This window comes from Pseudomonas sp. efr-133-TYG-103a, assembly GCF_030209235.1.
Lineage (GTDB): Bacteria > Pseudomonadota > Gammaproteobacteria > Pseudomonadales > Pseudomonadaceae > Aquipseudomonas.
Genome location: NZ_JARVSK010000004.1, coordinates 59026 through 75018, shown reverse-complemented (window position 1 = coordinate 75018; position 15993 = coordinate 59026). Strand labels below are relative to the sequence as shown.

Sequence of the window (15993 nt, the reverse complement as noted above, 5' to 3'; positions counted from 1 at the left end):
CGCTTGCTCTGGGCTGAATCCTCACAAACGGAATACCTTTCCGGGCAAACGCGCTCCTGCACGGTTCAGGGCGCTCTCAGGACTTGAGAAACGCCTGATGCAGCGCTTGGATTGAATCAAAGTGATAGGTCGGCGCCTCGGCTTCCAGCTCCTCGCGACTGCCGAATCCATAACCCACCGCCGCGACATCCAGTCCGTTGCGCTTGCCACCGATCAAATCGTGTTTGCGGTCGCCGATCATCAGCGTCTGTTTCGGGTCCAGCTTTTCCTCTTCCAGCAGATGCCGGATCAGCTCGACCTTGTCGGTGCGGGTGCCGTCCAGCTCACTGCCGTAAATCAGCTTGAAATGCCGGGCAAAGTCGAAATGCCGGGCGATCTCATGGGCGAATACCCATGGTTTGGAGGTCGCGATGAACAGCGTGCGGCCTTGATCCGAGAGCAGGTCGAGCAGCTCGAACACACCGTCGAACACCAGATTCTCGTACAGGCCGGTCACCTTGAAGCGCTCGCGATAAAAGCCCACCGCTTCCCATGCCTTGGCTTCGTCGAACTCATAGGTGCGCATGAATTGCTGCAACAGCGGCGGACCGATGAAGTGCTCAAGCCGGGTGATGTCGGGTTCGTCGATGCCCAGCTTGCTCAAGGCGAACTGGATCGAACGGGTGATGCCTTCCCGTGGATCGGTCAGAGTGCCGTCCAGATCGAACAGAATGTTCTGGTAATGCATGTTGTCTCTCGAAGCATGTAAAGAATGTTTAGCCGTCCAGCCAATCAGGGCTTGTCGAACCCTTCGGCCAGATGCTGGTCCTTGAGCTTCACGTAATTGGTCGCGCTGTATGGGAAGAACGCCATTTCCTTTTCGGTCAGCGCACGAACCTGTTTCACCGGGCGGCCGACATACAGGAAGCCGCTCTCAAGGCGTTTGCCCGGCGGCACCAGACTGCCGGCCCCGATGATGACTTCATCCTCGACCACCGCGCCGTCCATGATCGTGCTGCCCATTCCGATCAGTATGCGACTGCCGATGGTGCAGCCATGCAACATCACTTTGTGGCCGATGGTGACTTCGTCACCGATCAACAGCGGGAAGCCATCAGGGTTGAACGGCCCGGCGTGCGTGATATGCAGCACACTGCCGTCCTGAACGCTGGTGCGCGCGCCGATGCGGATGCGGTGCATGTCGCCGCGGATCACCGTCAGCGGCCACACCGAGCTGTCCGTCCCGATTTCGACGTCGCCGATGACAACGGCCGAATGGTCGACGAACGCCCGCTCTCCAAGGGCTGGCGTGTGATTCTGGAATGTGCGAATGGCCACGATAGGCTCCTTCTCTGGCATTGATAGCAGGGCTATCCCCGTTAGATAGCTGCGGTCAGCGCCGATTGTAATTAAGATGCTTGGGTGTTTCTTCCAGCCAAGGTGCCAAACCGTGAGCGCGAACAACCCTCTTTTGCAATCGTACGACCTGCCACCTTTCTCGGCGATCCGCGCCGAGCACGTAAAACCAGCCATTGACCAGATTCTCGCCGACAACCGCGCAGCGATTGCCGACATCCTTGCCAAGCAAGGTTCGCAGCCTACATGGGCCGGCCTGGTGCTGGCGATGGACGAGCTGAACGATCGTCTGGGCGCTGCCTGGAGTCCGGTCAGCCACCTGAATGCCGTGTGCAACAGTGCCGAGCTGCGCGAAGCCTATGAGTCGTGCCTGCCCGCGCTGAGCGCCTATTCGACCGAAATGGGCCAGAACCGCGAGCTGTTCCAGGCGTTTGAAGCGCTGGCCAATAGCCCGGAAGCAGCGACTTACGATGTCGCGCAAAAAACCATTCTGGAACACTCGCTGCGTGACTTCCGCTTGTCCGGCATCGACCTGCCGCCTGAACAACAGAAGCGTTACGCCGAAGTGCAGAGCAAGCTGTCGGAGCTGGGCAGCCAGTTTTCCAACCAGTTGCTCGATGCGACTCAAGCCTGGACCAAGCATGTCACGGACGAGGCTGCCCTCGCCGGTCTGACCGATTCTGCCAAGGCACAAATGGCTGCGGCTGCCAAAGCCAAGGACCTGGACGGCTACCTGATCACGCTGGAGTTTCCGAGCTACTACGCCGTCATGACGTACGCCGAAGACCGCGCCCTGCGTGAAGAAGTCTACGCGGCGTATTGCACCCGCGCCTCTGATCAGGGCCCCAACGCTGGCAAGAACGACAATGGCCCGGTCATGGAGCAAATCCTCGACTTGCGGCAGGAACTGGCCAGGCTGTTGGGTTTCGCCAGTTTTTCGGAATTGAGCCTGGCGACGAAAATGGCGGAGTCCAGCGATCAAGTGCTCAGCTTCTTGCGCGATCTGGCCAAGCGCAGCAAGCCGTTCGCCGCTCAGGATCTGCAACAGCTCCAAGCCTATGCCGCCGAACAGGGTTGCCCGGATCTGCAAAGCTGGGACAGCGGTTTCTATGGTGAGAAGCTGCGCGAGCAGCGTTACAGCGTTTCACAGGAAGCCCTGCGCGCCTACTTCCCGATCGACAAAGTGCTCACTGGCCTGTTCGCTATCGTGCAGAAACTGTACGGCATCGAAATTGCGGAGCAGAAAGGCTTCGATACCTGGCATCCCGACGTCCGCCTTTTTGAAATCAAGGAAAACGGGCAGCACGTCGGTCGCTTCTTCTTCGACCTTTATGCCCGCGCCAACAAGCGAGGCGGTGCCTGGATGGACGGCGCCCGAGACCGTCGTCGCACCTCTGCCGGCGCTTTGCAAAGTCCGGTTGCCAATCTGGTGTGCAATTTCACCCCGGCTGCCCCCGGCAAGCCTGCGCTGCTGACTCACGATGAAGTGACCACCCTGTTCCACGAGTTCGGCCATGGCCTGCACCACTTGCTGACGCGCGTGGAGCACGCGGGCGCTTCTGGCATCAACGGCGTGGCGTGGGACGCGGTCGAGCTGCCAAGCCAGTTCATGGAAAACTGGTGCTGGGAGCCTGAAGGCCTGGCGCTGATTTCCGGCCACTATGAGACTGGCGAGCCGCTGCCTCAGGATCTGCTGGAAAAGATGCTCGCCGCGAAGAACTTCCAGTCCGGCCTGATGATGGTGCGTCAGCTTGAGTTCTCGCTGTTCGATTTCGAACTGCACGCAACGCACGGCGATGGCCGCAGCACGCTGCAAGTGCTCGAAGGCGTGCGTGACGAGGTGTCGGTGATGCGTCCGCCCGCCTACAACCGCTTCCCCAACAGCTTCGCGCACATCTTTGCGGGTGGTTACGCGGCGGGTTACTACAGCTACAAGTGGGCAGAAGTGCTGTCGGCCGACGCTTTCTCGAAATTCGAAGAGGACGGCGTGCTCAATGCCGAGACCGGCCGCGCCTTCCGCGAAGCGATCCTGGCCCGTGGCGGCTCACAGGCGCCGATGGTGCTGTTCGTCGACTTCCGCGGACGCGAGCCTTCGATTGACGCACTCTTGCGCCATTCCGGCTTGAGTGAGGAAGCGGCAGCATGACCGATACACCGCCAGTGATTACCAAAAAGCGCTTCATCGCCGGGGCTGTCTGCCCGGCGTGCAGCGAGCCTGACAAGTTGATGATGTGGAACGAAGACGACGTGCCTCATCGTGAATGCGTGCACTGCGGGTATTCGGACACGCTCAACGCTCAGGGGCAGTCGATTCCCAAGGAGCTGGGCACGCGCGTCAATAAGGCGCCGGTCAAACCGGCAGACCCCAAGGTGCAGGGCGTGCAGTTCTTCCCTAATCCGAAGCTGAAAAAGCCGATTGATCCGAGCTGAAGCGACGCCAGTAAACGCAAACGGGATACCGACAGGTATCCCGTTTTCGTCTGGGTTTCAGTTATTTCGCGCCGTTGATGTAGCCGAAAGAAATTTTGCCTTCGATTTGCTTGGTGTAATTCGTGACTTTGACGTCTGCATTCGAGTAAGAGCTGTTAAACCCGGGGATGATCACTGGAGTGGTGATGTCGCGCAGAACCTGCACATTGGTTCTGCCCTCATTGAAATCGCCACTCGGGTCGCCAGTGAGCGTAAACGATGTTCCAGCCTTGGCTTTGATGATTTTCGCCGACCGGATCTCGTCATTCGAACAACCGTATGGATTGCGCTGCATTTTTACTGTGTGGCTGGTGTTAAACGGAACGACGCAGTCCAGGTTTTGCCCGGCATTGTTGCCTTCGTAAAACGCTATTGAGGCATCTGAGAAATCCTGAGGCGTATGGCCAATGACGACGCGCGATACTTTGCCGTTGAGACCGTTGTTGCGGATGTAGACAGCCTTGAAGTGGATGTTGCTGGCGTCCGACTCGAAGTCCGGGACGACCACGCGCTCTCGCAATCCGATGTCGCGTTGCACGTCGATGGTGATGTGATCGTCTTGGGTGCTGCCGTTGCCGTTATCAAATAGCTGGATGCGGGTACCTTTGGCCACGCCCGACAAGGAAATCGACCGTGCCTCATCATTTTCGCAGCCATTGGCATCAAGGTTTACCACGCCGGCACGAACGGGTATCACGCAGACCAGGTCTTGAGATCTGGCCGCGCTCGGGCCTTCATGCAAATAAATCCCGCCATTGCTGAGCGCCTGGGTGTAGCGATTAACTTCGCCACTCCGGTAATTATTGATACCGACATAGTTGGGTGTGACACCGCAGTTGTCTTCACGACGCTTGAGGTAGGTGAGGTTGTTGTCATAACTGGCCGAGTCGAAGATCGTGGAAGTGCCGGGGTGGAATTGATTCATCAGGAACAAAGGCTCCCATTGCTTACCTGTTGAGGCCGCCACCTTCGGCGTGTTCAACGGCAGCGCATTCCAGCGTGTCGGACAGGACCAGTCATGGGCGCTTTCAATACTGCTGGCGATGTTGCCCAACGTGTCCCACCTGTTCTGCACAATCCAGTCCTGATCGAACAGCACGGTGATTTTTTTGCCGTTGACCCAGTAATCGCCAGCAATCTGGCGATTGTCGGCCAACATGATGAGGCGATTATTCGTGGCTGCCATTTCATTGAGTGTCGGCCAACGTTCAGCCGAAAAGTTGGACGGATCGAAGGAAACGTCTGCCAACTCAGGAAGCGTGTCGAACACTTCTTGAACGTGCTCGCGTTGAACGTATGACTCCAGGAATAACGTCACGACTTCACTTGGATTGGCTTTCAGAAACGGTAGAAACTCATTTTTCAGCTGAGCTGAAAACGGTCCGTAACAGGCTAACGTTTTATGACAAATTCTGACTCGATATGCAGCGCGTGAATCAAAAGCGTCGACGTAAAGATCAAGCATGAAGCCTCTCACGCCATCGTTTAACTGCGTGGGTATCTCCTTGAGGTTCTGATTGATCTTTTCATATGCGTTGTGGGTCGTGACCCAACTGTACTCGTTGAACGGTTTGTCTTTCGAGTCCATAGGTAGTGCTTGTGCAGTCTGCGTGGCAACGGCGAAGACCGCCGCCAGCGGGAGGAATAAGTAACGTAGGTTCACTGTCGAAATCCTTTTCGAGCGAGAGAGGGTTCAAATCATGAGTAATAACGGCCGATCATCGGCACGGTTCTAAGTAGTAGTGATGTTTAGCGTTTGCGCCATCTCGTGGCAGGTCAGGACTGTTGCAAAATAAGAATCTTACCGACACCGCCAGTAATGAATTCGCCGGTCACAGCCACCACAGAAGCGTTTGCACCCCGACCCCATCGGTCTTCTGAAACCAGCCCTTTATTGCGCAGCTGGCAAATGCGCTGGTGCTGCACGCGCCGCTGTCGAGGGCTGCTTTCAGTGCGCCCACGTCAACCCGGTTGATGTAGTCGATGCCGTGTTTCAGGTTATCAGCGTCGCCATAACCGCCGTGTTCCATCTCATCCAGCGCGGCTTGTTTGGTCCAGCCCTGAATCACGATTCGATACATGGCGGCCACCAGTCCGGTGCGATCCAGGCCGTGTTTGCAGTGGATAAGCACTGGTCCGCTCTGCTGCGCCGTCTGTATCGCGCGCAGGCTTTGCAGCATGTCGGCATCGTCGACGTGCACGGTTTGCAGCGGGATCTGCACTTGCCGCACGGAGGGGTCGGTCAGCCATGCGCTGTCACTGTCTTTGATGAAGTTCACCACAGTGTGTATGCCCAGTTTTTCCAGCAACGGCTGCGCGGCCACGTCAGGCTGACGGCTGCGGTACAGCGTGGGCGTGATCCGGTAGAGGTTGTAATGCGGGTCGATCGGCTGAGCCCATTGATCGGGACGTGGCGTCGGAAGGGAGGCGGAGTCCGCGGCCGATGCGAGACTGGCCAGCGAGACGCCGAACAGTAATGCAATGACCTTCGGCAGAACAGGAGAGACGAGCAAGCGTTTTCGCATCGGAGACACCGTGCAGGGCGGCAGGTTTGGATGCGGCGAGTCTGTGCTGCGCGAGGTCAACATCGTGTAATACACGCGTCAAAGCTTTGTTGGGCCGTTGATCGGCGCTGCGGATTATTTCTGCCATGCACATGGAGGCGAGCGTTGTTTCGGGATACTGTATAAATAGACAGTTATCGAGAGGCTCGCATGTCCATCTCATTGCCCCCACGCGGCCGCGGTACCGCAACGAATCCGCATAACCGCTTTGCGCCAAATCGCTCGGTCGTCGAGGACGACGGTTGGTATCAGGAAGTGCCGGTCACCCAAGGCACCACCGTCACGCTTGAAACCGCCAAAAGCATCATTGCGCGCAATTCCTCGCCCGATATTCCCTTCGACCGGTCGATCAATCCGTATAGAGGCTGCGAACATGGCTGCATTTATTGCTACGCCCGACCCAGCCATGCTTATTGGGACATGTCGCCGGGGCTGGACTTCGAGACCAAGCTGATCGCCAAGACGAACGCTGCGGCTTTGCTGGAGCAGCAGCTGTCGAAACCGGGCTACAGCGTTGCGCCGATCACCTTGGGCGCGAACACGGATCCCTATCAGCCCATCGAGCGTGAATACAAGATCACTCGCGCCACGCTGGAAGTTCTGCTGCGCTTCCGGCACCCGGTAACCATCATCACCAAAGGTTCGCTGATCCTTCGCGACCTGGATCTGCTGGCGGAGCTGGCGAAGTTGAACCTGGTCTCGGTGTTCATCAGCCTGACATCGCTGGACGACGAGCTGAAACGCATCCTCGAACCGCGCGCCGCTGCGCCCAAGGCCCGCTTGCGGGCGATCCGGGTGCTGCGCGACGCGGGCATTCCGGTCGGCGTACTGCTGGCGCCGATCATTCCGATGATCAACGATATGGAACTCGAAAAACTCATGGCCGAGGCCAGACAGGCTGGAGCCCTGAGCGCCAGCTACGTCATGTTGAGGTTACCGCTGGAGGTCGCGCCGCTGTTCGAGGAGTGGCTGCAGGCGCATTATCCTCAGCGGGCTGAACACGTGATGAGTCTGGTCCGGCAGAGCCGTGGCGGTCAGGTCTACGACAGCCGATTTGGCTCGCGCATGCGCGGCGAAGGCGTGTTCGCAGAGTTGCTGGCGCAGCGTTACAGTATCGCGGTAAAGAAGCTGGGACTGAACCGCCGCGAGAGTTTCCGACTCGACTGCGAAGCCTTCTGCCCGCCGGGAGGACAGATGTCGTTGCTGTGACCCGGCTGGCGTCTTAACTGTATTGCAGCTGGGCGATAGGCGCCTGGCTCGCATCGATTAAGATTTTCTTAAGCAGAACCCGCGGTCTAGAGCGATGCATTCAGTTTCAATTAAGTTTGGACCGTTAGGGTAACTGCAAGTGACCGGCTGGTCGCGTGCAAAGGGAATTGTCCGTAATGCCAGAAAAAAGTGGGTCATCCCCCGGGAACACTGGAATATCCACTTCAATCCGACAGTGAGGATCAGACATGAGTAACCAGGATAAACCGCAGTCGGCTGCCTCGGCAGGCACCTCGACTACAGATTCCGCCGATGCAGCGCTGCAGCACATCGTTGATGGCTTCAAGCACTTCCGCCACGACGTCTTCCCTGAACAGGAAGAGCTCTTCAAGAAACTCGCTACTGCACAGCACCCCAAAGCGATGTTCATCACCTGCGCCGACTCGCGCATCGTGCCCGAACTCATTACTCAAAGCTCGCCGGGCGACCTGTTCGTCACACGTAACGTGGGCAACGTCGTGCCGCCTTACGGCCCCATGAACGGCGGCGTGTCGACCGCCATCGAATATGCCGTGCTGGCGCTGGGCGTGCACCACATCATCATCTGCGGCCACTCCGATTGTGGCGCGATGCGTGCGGTTCTCAATCCAGACACCCTGGAACGCATGCCGACGGTAAAAGCCTGGCTGCGTCATGCCGAGGTCGCCAAGACCGTGGTGCAGGACAACTGCAGTTGCACAGGCGAGCACGAAACCATGCACGTGCTGACCGAAGAGAACGTCATCGCCCAGCTGCGTCACCTGCAGACACACCCTTCTGTCGCGTCGAAAATCGCCAGTGGCCAGTTGTTCATCCATGGCTGGGTATACGACATCGAAACCAGTGAAATCCGGGCCTACGATGCCGAAAAAGGAACATTCCTGCCCCTCGATGGCGAACACTCGATCCCGATGGCGACACCTCGAAAGCGCTATTGACGATCACTCGCTGATCACACCCAAGAGCCCGTGAATCCACTTCACAGCTGACGGTTCGAACCTCATTCAAGCTCGTAGCGGCCGCGCTTTGCGCGTGCCGTCGGGCGTTGTCACGTCTGAAGATTTACCGGAGAGTCGTCATGGCTTCTACAGATCTGAAAGCTTTGTTACCACGGGAGCTGCTGGCTTCCGTGGTGGTGTTTCTGGTGGCGCTGCCACTGTGCATGGGTATTGCGATTGCGTCGGGCATGCCGCCAGCCAAAGGCTTGATCACCGGGATCATCGGTGGTCTGGTGGTGGGTTGGCTCGCCGGCTCGCCCTTGCAGGTCAGTGGTCCGGCCGCGGGTCTTGCGGTGCTGGTGTTCGAACTCGTTCGCGAGCACGGCATGGCGATGTTGGGCCCAATCCTTGTGCTGGCGGGCGTGCTGCAACTGCTGGCGGGTCGGCTGAAGCTCGGATGCTGGTTTCGCGTCACCGCACCCGCTGTGGTGTACGGAATGCTGGCGGGTATCGGCGTGTTGATCGTGCTCTCCCAGGCCCACGTGATGTTCGACAGTGGCCCGAAACCCTCGGGGCTGGATAACCTGATTGCCTTCCCGCAGACGCTGTTCGGCGCCATCGGGCCGGGAAGCGGTATGCAGGCTGGTTTGCTGGGCTTGGGCACGATTGCCGTGATGTGGCTGTGGGAAAAGCGCCGGCCCCACGCGCTGCGTTTCGTGCCGGGCGCCTTGCTGGGCGTCGGGATCGCGACGGCGGTCAGCCTTGCGATGAGCTTGCAGGTCAAGCGCGTGGAAGTGCCGGCCAACCTTGCCGAAGCGATCGACTGGCTGCGTCCTGCCGATCTGCTGAACCTGGCGGATCCGGCAATTCTCATTGCAGCGATTGCAGTGGCATTCATCGCCAGCGCCGAAACGCTCTTGTCGGCGGCTGCTGTGGACCGCATGCACGACGGCCAGCGCTCGGACTTCGACAAAGAACTGAGCGCGCAAGGCGTTGGCAACATGCTGTGCGGTCTGGTGGGCGCTTTGCCAATGACGGGCGTTATTGTGCGCAGCTCCGCGAACGTCCAGGCCGGTGCGAAGACCCGTCTGTCTGCGATGTTCCACGGCCTGTGGTTGCTGGCCTTCGTACTGCTGTTGTCCAGCGTGCTGCAAAGCATTCCCGTCGCGAGCCTCGCCGGTGTGCTGGTCTTCACCGGTGTGAAGCTGGTAGACCTCAAAGCGTTGCGCGGTCTGGGGCGCTACGGGCGTATGCCGATGTTCATCTACGGTGCGACGGCGGCCGCCATCATCTTCACGGACCTGCTGACCGGCGTGTTGATCGGTTTCGGTCTGACGCTGGTGAAGCTGGCGCTGAATGCATCGCGCCTGAAGATCAATCTGGTGGACCTCCCGGCCGAGGACGAGATGGAATTGCGTCTGACCGGTGCGGCCACGTTCCTCAAGGTCCCTGCTCTGACGCAGGCGCTGGCGTCAGTGCCAGCTGGCACCATGTTGCACGTGCCGCTGGGCAATCTCAGCTACATCGATCATTCGTGTCTGGAGCTGCTCGAGGAATGGGGGCGCGCCAATGCGGCTCAGGGGTCGCGACTGCTGCTTGAGCAGCGCCTGCTCAAGCGGCGAGTAGAAGGGCGGATTCGCACGTCGATTGGTGGCGCGGCGCTGCATTGATGTCAGGGTGATCCGGGTCTTCACCCTCTTCTATGGGAGCGAGGCAGCAACCTCGCTTCCATGGGGGACCATTAGGCAGCATCAACTTTGCGCTGCGACCTGGCTCATCAATCCTTGGCGCATTCCATTTCAAGGCCAACGCCCAATTGGCGCGACAGACTCGGCCAGCGTTTCCAGGCCGCTTCGGTGTCCGGGCTGACGAGGCGTTCGCGATAGGCTTCGACCGACTCCAGCGAAAAGCTGTCTTCATCGAGCATTTCATCGATGGCGTGGTGCACCACTTCGTCCAGTTGATTGGCAAATTCCTCCCCGATCAACTGGTGAGCAATGACGCTGGCAACGGTAGTGTTCACCGGGATCAGAGGTTGTCCGAAGTGCACGATGTACAGGTCGTTGACCTCTTCCACCAGACGATGCGCCAGATAGGCTTCATCCAGCAGGCCGTCCAGGCCTTCGTGACCGGCCATGATGGCCGGCGGCGCGCTGAAGAATTGTTCGGCGATCTTCAGCACCGGTTTGATCTGGTTCTCGATGCCGGCCTGCAGCGCCACTTCATGGGCAGCGTCGAGCAGGTCGGGCACTTGTTCGATGTAGGCGACGACAAAGCGCGCCAGTACGCCTCGGGCGTCGACGTCAGGAAGATGAATGGCAGGGTGCAGATGAGGAAGTTGCATTTCCAGCTGGCGCAATAACTGACCGGTTTGGGTCTCGTGTTCCTGTGCTCGTGTGATCTGCTCGCGCAATGCGGCGGTGTTCATGAATACTCCATGGGGCAAAAAACCAGGCCGTCATTATAGGGAAGTCATACGTTAGCTTGCTTATCAAACACGCTAAGACGTAATTGTCATAACAGTTTCACAGTTATGTGCATTGGCTATTAAAACGTCGGTTTCGGCGCTTTTGGCGTGATTTCCCCCAGTAAACCCGCACACGTATAGCTTGAATTCGCGAATTCTCCACCCCGTGCGCCCGATTGCGCCGTGTCTATACTCGGGTCAGTGAATGGCTGTCCGATGAACTCGGAATTGTGAAGCTGGCCTGGCCCCGGTCCCCTTGCAACTTGTCGACCGCTCCCTCGCCCGCATGTGACTGCTGGCAACGATAAGAAGAACAAGAGGGGAAAACGCAATGGTGCGACATCCACACGTCTGGATGGGGCTCCTGTTGTGGTCGGTATTCGGCCAGGCACACGCTGCCTGGACCACGAATATGGCGCCTGGAGCGACTGAGGTGAGCCATAAGGTCTTCGACCTGCACATGACCATTTTCTGGATCTGTGTGGTGATCGGCATCGTCGTGTTTGGCGCGATGTTCTGGTCGATGATCGTTCATCGCCGCTCGACCGGCCAAGTGGCCGCCAAGTTTCACGAGAGCACCAGGATCGAGATTCTCTGGACCATCGTGCCGCTGCTGATTCTTGTGGTCATGGCGATCCCTGCCACCAAAACTCTTATTCAGATGTACGACAACACTGAGTCCGGACTGGATATCCAGATCACCGGTTATCAGTGGAAATGGCATTACAAATATCTGGGTCAGGACGTCGAGTTTTTCAGCAACCTGGCAACGCCTGCCGATCAGATTCACAACCAGGAAGCGAAGGGCGAGCACTACCTGCTTGAGGTCGACCAGCCCTTGGTGGTGCCCGTGGGCGTGAAAATCCGGTTTCTGGTCACCGCTGCCGACGTTATCCATTCCTGGTGGGTGCCGGCGTTCGCGGTCAAGCGCGATGCCATTCCCGGTTTCGTCAACGAGGCCTGGACCCGCATTGAAAAGCCCGGCATCTATCGCGGCCAGTGCTCGGAGCTGTGCGGCAAGGATCACGGTTTCATGCCCATCGTGGTGGAGGCCAAGAGCCAGGCCGACTACGACACATGGCTGGCCGGCCGCAAGGAAGAAGTCGCGAAGCTCAAAGAGCTGACCAGCAAGGACTGGACCCTGGCGGACCTCATGGCTCAGGGCGACAAGGTCTATCACACAACCTGCGTAGCCTGTCATCAGGCGGAAGGGCAAGGGCTGCCGCCGATGTTCCCGGCGCTCAAAGGCTCCAAAACTGCCCTCGGTCCTAAAGAAGAACATCTCAAGACCGTTTTCAACGGCCGCCCGGGCACAGCAATGGCGGCCTTCGGCAAGCAGCTCTCGGAAGTGGACATCGCCGCAGTTGTGACCTACGAGCGCAATGCGTGGGGTAACAACACGGGCGATATGGTCACGCCTAAAGACGTGCTGGCGCTGAAGCAGGCGGCCGCGAAATGAACAGGCTCACCGAAATCATTGTAGGAGCGCGCTTGCCCGCGATGGCGTGGTGTCAGGCGACACATCTATCGCAGATACACCGCAATCGCGGGCAAGCGCGCTCCTACAGCACGTTCGCCATAGCCAGGTGCGAGGGCTTCGCAGGAGACAGGACATGAGTGCAGTGATTGACGACCATGGCCACGAAGGCCATGTCCACGGTCCGGCAAAGGGGCTGATGCGTTGGGTGCTGACCACCAACCATAAGGACATCGGCACACTTTACTTGTGGTTTAGCTTCTCGATGTTCCTGCTCGGCGGGTCATTCGCGATGGTGATTCGTGCCGAGCTGTTTCAGCCCGGTTTACAGATCGTCGAACCTGCATTCTTTAATCAGATGACCACGATGCATGGGCTGGTGATGGTCTTCGGGGCGGTCATGCCCGCCTTCGTCGGGCTTGCCAACTGGATGATTCCGTTGATGGTCGGCGCGCCGGACATGGCGCTGCCACGCATGAACAATTTCAGTTTCTGGCTGCTGCCGGCGGCGTTCCTGTTGCTGGTTTCCACGCTCTTCACGCCAGGCGGCGGACCGAATTTTGGCTGGACGTTCTATGCGCCGCTTTCAACCACTTACGCACCGCAAAGCGTGACGTATTTCATCCTCGCCATCCACTTGATGGGCATCAGCTCGATCATGGGCGCGATCAACGTCATTGCCACCATTCTCAACCTGCGCGCGCCAGGCATGACCCTGATGAAAATGCCGCTGTTCGTCTGGACCTGGCTGATCACGGCGTTTCTGCTCATCGCGGTGATGCCGGTGCTGGCCGGCTGCGTGACGATGATGCTGATGGACATCCATTTCCACACCAGCTTTTTCAACGCAGCGGGCGGTGGTGATCCAGTGCTGTTCCAGCACGTATTCTGGTTTTTCGGCCATCCCGAGGTGTACATCATGATCCTGCCCGCGTTCGGCGCGGTCAGTTCGATCATTCCGGCGTTCTCGCGCAAGCCGCTGTTCGGTTACACCTCGATGGTCTACGCCACGGCGAGCATCGCCTTCCTGTCGTTCATCGTCTGGGCGCACCATATGTTTGTGGTGGGCATTCCGCTGGTGGGCGAGCTGTTCTTCATGTACGCCACCATGCTCATTGCCGTACCGACCGGGGTGAAGGTGTTCAACTGGGTCAGCACCATGTGGCAGGGCGAGCTGACGTTCGAGACGCCCATGCTGTTTGCCGTGGCGTTCGTGATCCTGTTCACCATCGGCGGCTTCTCCGGGCTCATGCTGGCCATTGCGCCGGCGGATTTTCAGTACCAGGACACTTACTTCGTGGTGGCTCACTTCCACTACGTTCTGGTGCCCGGCGCGATCTTCGGCATCTTCGCTTCGGCCTACTACTGGCTGCCGAAATGGACGGGCCACATGTACGACGAAACCCTGGGCAAGCTGCATTTCTGGTTGTCGTTCGTCGGCATGAACATGGCTTTTTTCCCGATGCATTTTGTCGGGTTGGCCGGGATGCCGCGTCGGGTGCCGGACTACAACCTGCAATTCGCCGACTTCAACATGGTGTCCTCGATCGGTGCATTTACCTTTGGCGCCACGCAGATTTTCTTCCTGTTCATCGTGATCAAGACCATTCGCGGTGGTCCGCCTGCTCCGGCCAAACCCTGGGACGGAGCCGACGGCCTGGAGTGGACCGTGCCGTCGCCGGCGCCCTATCACACTTTCGTCACGCCACCGGAAGTGAAATGACATGAGCCATGCCTTGCAGCCGAACAAGCGACTGGTGACCCGCCTGCTGCTGCTGGCGGTCGCGATGTTCGCGTTCGGTTTCGCGCTGGTGCCGCTGTATGACGTGATGTGCAAGACACTGGGTATCAATGGCAAGACTGGCGAACGCTACACCCAGGCGCAGCAAATCGATGAGAGCCGACAGGTGCGCGTGCAGTTTGTGTCGACCAATTCCGCCGACATGGTCTGGGGGTTCTTCCCCAAGGCCGAGGAGATGAACGTGCATCCCGGTGCGGTCAGCGAAATGCTGTTCGTGGCCCAGAACCCCAGCGACAGGCCGATGACCGCGCAGGCAGTGCCGAGCATTTCGCCCAGCACCGCCGCCGTGTATTTCCACAAGACCGAATGTTTCTGCTTCACCCAGCAGATGCTGCAGCCGGGCGAGAGGATCGAAATGCCGGTGCGTTTCATTGTCGACCGCGATCTGCCCGCGGACGTGAAGCATCTGACGCTCGCTTACACGCTGTTCGATATCACCGCTCGCATGCCGCCGGTTCTTAAAACGGCGGCGGGCAATGGCGGCTAGGCCTCAGGCCAGGAGAGACAGACGATGGCAACCCACGAGCATTATTACGTCCCCGCGCAGAGCAAATGGCCGATCATCGCCACCATCGGCATGTTCACCACGATGTATGGGCTGGGCACCTGGTTCATCGACATGAAGGCCGCACGTGACTCCCATGGCCCTGTCATTTTCGCCATCGGCGGGCTGATCGTGGCATACATGATGTTCGGCTGGTTCAGCACCGTCATCAAAGAGAGTCGGTCCGGGCTTTATAGCGCTCAGATGGATCGCTCGTTCCGCTGGGGAATGGGGTGGTTCATTTTCTCGGAAGTGATGTTCTTCGTGGCCTTCTTCGGCGCGCTGTTTTATGTGCGTGTGATTGCAGGCCCCGCGTTGGGCGGTGAAGGGGCAAAAGGCATCGCACACATGCTCTGGCCGAACTTCCAGTACGCCTGGCCGCTGCTGCATACCCCCGACCCGGCGATGTTCGCGCCTCCCAAGGAAGTCATCGATCCCTGGCATCTGCCGCTGATCAATACCGTTCTGCTGGTCAGCTCCAGTGTGACCGTGACCATCGCCCATCACGCGCTCAAAAAAGGCCATCGTGGCGCGCTGAGGCTGTGGCTGGCGGCAACCATCCTGTTGGGCGTCGCGTTTCTTGCGCTGCAAGCGATGGAATATCACGAAGCCTACACAGAGCTCGGCCTGACGCTGGATTCAGGCATCTACGGCGCAACGTTCTTCATGCTCACCGGCTTCCACGGCGCACACGTCACCATCGGCACGATCATTCTGTTCGTGATGTTGATGCGCATTCTGCGCGGGCATTTCGATGCTGAGCACCAGTTCGGATTCGAGGCCGCCAGTTGGTATTGGCATTTTGTCGACGTGGTGTGGGTGGGGTTATTCGTTTTCGTCTACGTGCTGTGAATGCCGGGTGACTGAGCTGACGCGAAAACCGCAGGCGTGAACGCGCTCACCACGGCGTGTGATAGACCAGTTGCCCGCTGAAATACCCGTAGGCAATCGGCGCCAGCGTGATCGCTGCGCAGCACACGCGCACAGTCAGGGCTTTCACCAGGCGGGTCGATGAAGCGTCGTCCTTGACCAGAAAGAACAGGCCGCTGAACAGACTGACCACTGTGGCAACGAGCATCAGAACAATCGCGGCTTTGAGCATGGTGCGACTCCAGGAGCAAACGCTATGCAACGGAGTATAGGTGCGGCT

At 58.7% G+C, this 15993-nt stretch carries 15 protein-coding genes; 9 read left to right on the top strand and 6 right to left on the bottom strand.

The window, feature by feature from the left end; all coding sequences use genetic code 11:
• Positions 1-76: 76 nt before the first annotated feature.
• Positions 77-727 (bottom strand): HAD family hydrolase, encoded by a 651-nt coding sequence (locus tag QRN36_RS03045; RefSeq protein ID WP_285422761.1) that lies wholly within the window; start codon positions 725-727, stop codon positions 77-79.
• Between the two features lie 44 nt (positions 728-771).
• Positions 772-1317, bottom strand: coding sequence for a gamma carbonic anhydrase family protein (locus QRN36_RS03040; RefSeq protein WP_285422760.1), 546 nt, complete (start codon positions 1315-1317; stop codon positions 772-774).
• Between the two features lie 112 nt (positions 1318-1429).
• On the opposite strand from QRN36_RS03040, the gene prlC reads away from it, so the two are divergent.
• Both prlC and QRN36_RS03030 read left to right on the top strand, forming a co-directional pair.
• Positions 1430-3481 (top strand): oligopeptidase A, encoded by a 2052-nt coding sequence (gene prlC, locus QRN36_RS03035; protein WP_285422759.1) that lies wholly within the window; start codon positions 1430-1432, stop codon positions 3479-3481.
• A complete protein-coding gene (locus QRN36_RS03030; RefSeq protein WP_093466617.1) occupies positions 3478-3765 on the top strand; it encodes a YheV family putative zinc ribbon protein in 288 nt (95 codons plus the stop codon). The genes prlC and QRN36_RS03030 overlap by 4 nt, the downstream gene beginning before the upstream one ends.
• A 61-nt stretch (positions 3766-3826) precedes the next feature.
• On the opposite strand, the gene QRN36_RS03025 is transcribed toward QRN36_RS03030, so the two are convergent.
• Positions 3827-5467, bottom strand: a complete 1641-nt coding sequence (locus tag QRN36_RS03025) for a hypothetical protein (protein WP_285422758.1) — start codon at positions 5465-5467, stop codon at positions 3827-3829.
• Between the two features lie 169 nt (positions 5468-5636).
• Positions 5637-6329: a dual specificity protein phosphatase family protein gene (locus tag QRN36_RS03020; RefSeq protein WP_285422757.1), complete on the bottom strand. Its 693-nt coding sequence runs from the start codon at positions 6327-6329 to the stop codon at positions 5637-5639.
• A 189-nt stretch (positions 6330-6518) separates the two neighbouring features.
• Between QRN36_RS03020 and QRN36_RS03015 the strand changes: the two genes are divergently transcribed.
• The 3 genes from QRN36_RS03015 to QRN36_RS03005 all read left to right on the top strand — a co-directional run bounded on the left by QRN36_RS03015 (position 6519) and on the right by QRN36_RS03005 (position 10224).
• Complete coding sequence (locus QRN36_RS03015; protein WP_285422756.1) at positions 6519-7577, top strand: PA0069 family radical SAM protein; 1059 nt, start codon at positions 6519-6521, stop codon at positions 7575-7577.
• 248 nt (positions 7578-7825) lie between these two features.
• The gene (locus QRN36_RS03010) at positions 7826-8554 is read left to right on the top strand and encodes a carbonic anhydrase (RefSeq protein WP_285422755.1); all 729 of its coding nucleotides are present in this window, start codon (positions 7826-7828) and stop codon (positions 8552-8554) included.
• 140 nt (positions 8555-8694) lie between these two features.
• Positions 8695-10224 (top strand): SulP family inorganic anion transporter, encoded by a 1530-nt coding sequence (locus QRN36_RS03005; protein WP_285422754.1) that lies wholly within the window; start codon positions 8695-8697, stop codon positions 10222-10224.
• A gap of 107 nt (positions 10225-10331) precedes the next feature.
• Here QRN36_RS03005 and QRN36_RS03000 read toward each other — a convergent pair whose 3' ends face one another.
• Positions 10332-10982, bottom strand: a complete 651-nt coding sequence (locus tag QRN36_RS03000) for a hypothetical protein (RefSeq protein ID WP_285422753.1) — start codon at positions 10980-10982, stop codon at positions 10332-10334.
• A 370-nt stretch (positions 10983-11352) separates the two neighbouring features.
• Between QRN36_RS03000 and coxB the strand changes: the two genes are divergently transcribed.
• From coxB to QRN36_RS02980, 4 genes are all read left to right on the top strand, one after another.
• The gene (gene coxB / locus QRN36_RS02995; RefSeq protein WP_285422752.1) at positions 11353-12480 is read left to right on the top strand and encodes a cytochrome c oxidase subunit II; all 1128 of its coding nucleotides are present in this window, start codon (positions 11353-11355) and stop codon (positions 12478-12480) included.
• A gap of 154 nt (positions 12481-12634) precedes the next feature.
• A complete protein-coding gene (gene ctaD / locus QRN36_RS02990) occupies positions 12635-14221 on the top strand; it encodes a cytochrome c oxidase subunit I (RefSeq protein WP_285422751.1) in 1587 nt (528 codons plus the stop codon).
• Between the two features lies 1 nt (position 14222).
• Entirely contained in the window at positions 14223-14786 is a 564-nt protein-coding gene (locus QRN36_RS02985) for a cytochrome c oxidase assembly protein (RefSeq protein WP_285422750.1), read from the top strand.
• A gap of 24 nt (positions 14787-14810) precedes the next feature.
• Positions 14811-15695, top strand: a complete 885-nt coding sequence (locus QRN36_RS02980) for a cytochrome c oxidase subunit 3 (RefSeq protein ID WP_285422749.1) — start codon at positions 14811-14813, stop codon at positions 15693-15695.
• Positions 15696-15741: 46 nt separating this feature from the next.
• Here QRN36_RS02980 and QRN36_RS02975 read toward each other — a convergent pair whose 3' ends face one another.
• On the bottom strand, positions 15742-15945 hold the full coding sequence (locus QRN36_RS02975; RefSeq protein ID WP_285422748.1) for a twin transmembrane helix small protein: 204 nt from the start codon (positions 15943-15945) through the stop codon (positions 15742-15744).
• Positions 15946-15993: the final 48 nt, after the last annotated feature.

What these genes read in the sequence shown, in the direction of transcription:
- QRN36_RS03030 (WP_093466617.1), top strand. Translation starts at nt 3,478, where the DNA reads ATGACCGATACACCGCCAGTGATTACCAAAAAGCGCTTCATCGCCGGG.
- QRN36_RS02980 (WP_285422749.1), top strand. Translation starts at nt 14,811, where the DNA reads ATGGCAACCCACGAGCATTATTACGTCCCCGCGCAGAGCAAATGGCCG.
- QRN36_RS03000 (WP_285422753.1), bottom strand. Translation starts at nt 10,982, where the DNA reads ATGAACACCGCCGCATTGCGCGAGCAGATCACACGAGCACAGGAACAC.
- QRN36_RS03005 (WP_285422754.1), top strand. Translation starts at nt 8,695, where the DNA reads ATGGCTTCTACAGATCTGAAAGCTTTGTTACCACGGGAGCTGCTGGCT.
- QRN36_RS02985 (WP_285422750.1), top strand. Translation starts at nt 14,223, where the DNA reads ATGAGCCATGCCTTGCAGCCGAACAAGCGACTGGTGACCCGCCTGCTG.
- QRN36_RS02975 (WP_285422748.1), bottom strand. Translation starts at nt 15,945, where the DNA reads ATGCTCAAAGCCGCGATTGTTCTGATGCTCGTTGCCACAGTGGTCAGT.
- ctaD (WP_285422751.1), top strand. Translation starts at nt 12,635, where the DNA reads ATGAGTGCAGTGATTGACGACCATGGCCACGAAGGCCATGTCCACGGT.
- QRN36_RS03015 (WP_285422756.1), top strand. Translation starts at nt 6,519, where the DNA reads ATGTCCATCTCATTGCCCCCACGCGGCCGCGGTACCGCAACGAATCCG.
- QRN36_RS03020 (WP_285422757.1), bottom strand. Translation starts at nt 6,329, where the DNA reads ATGCGAAAACGCTTGCTCGTCTCTCCTGTTCTGCCGAAGGTCATTGCA.
- QRN36_RS03045 (WP_285422761.1), bottom strand. Translation starts at nt 727, where the DNA reads ATGCATTACCAGAACATTCTGTTCGATCTGGACGGCACTCTGACCGAT.
- QRN36_RS03010 (WP_285422755.1), top strand. Translation starts at nt 7,826, where the DNA reads ATGAGTAACCAGGATAAACCGCAGTCGGCTGCCTCGGCAGGCACCTCG.
- coxB (WP_285422752.1), top strand. Translation starts at nt 11,353, where the DNA reads ATGGTGCGACATCCACACGTCTGGATGGGGCTCCTGTTGTGGTCGGTA.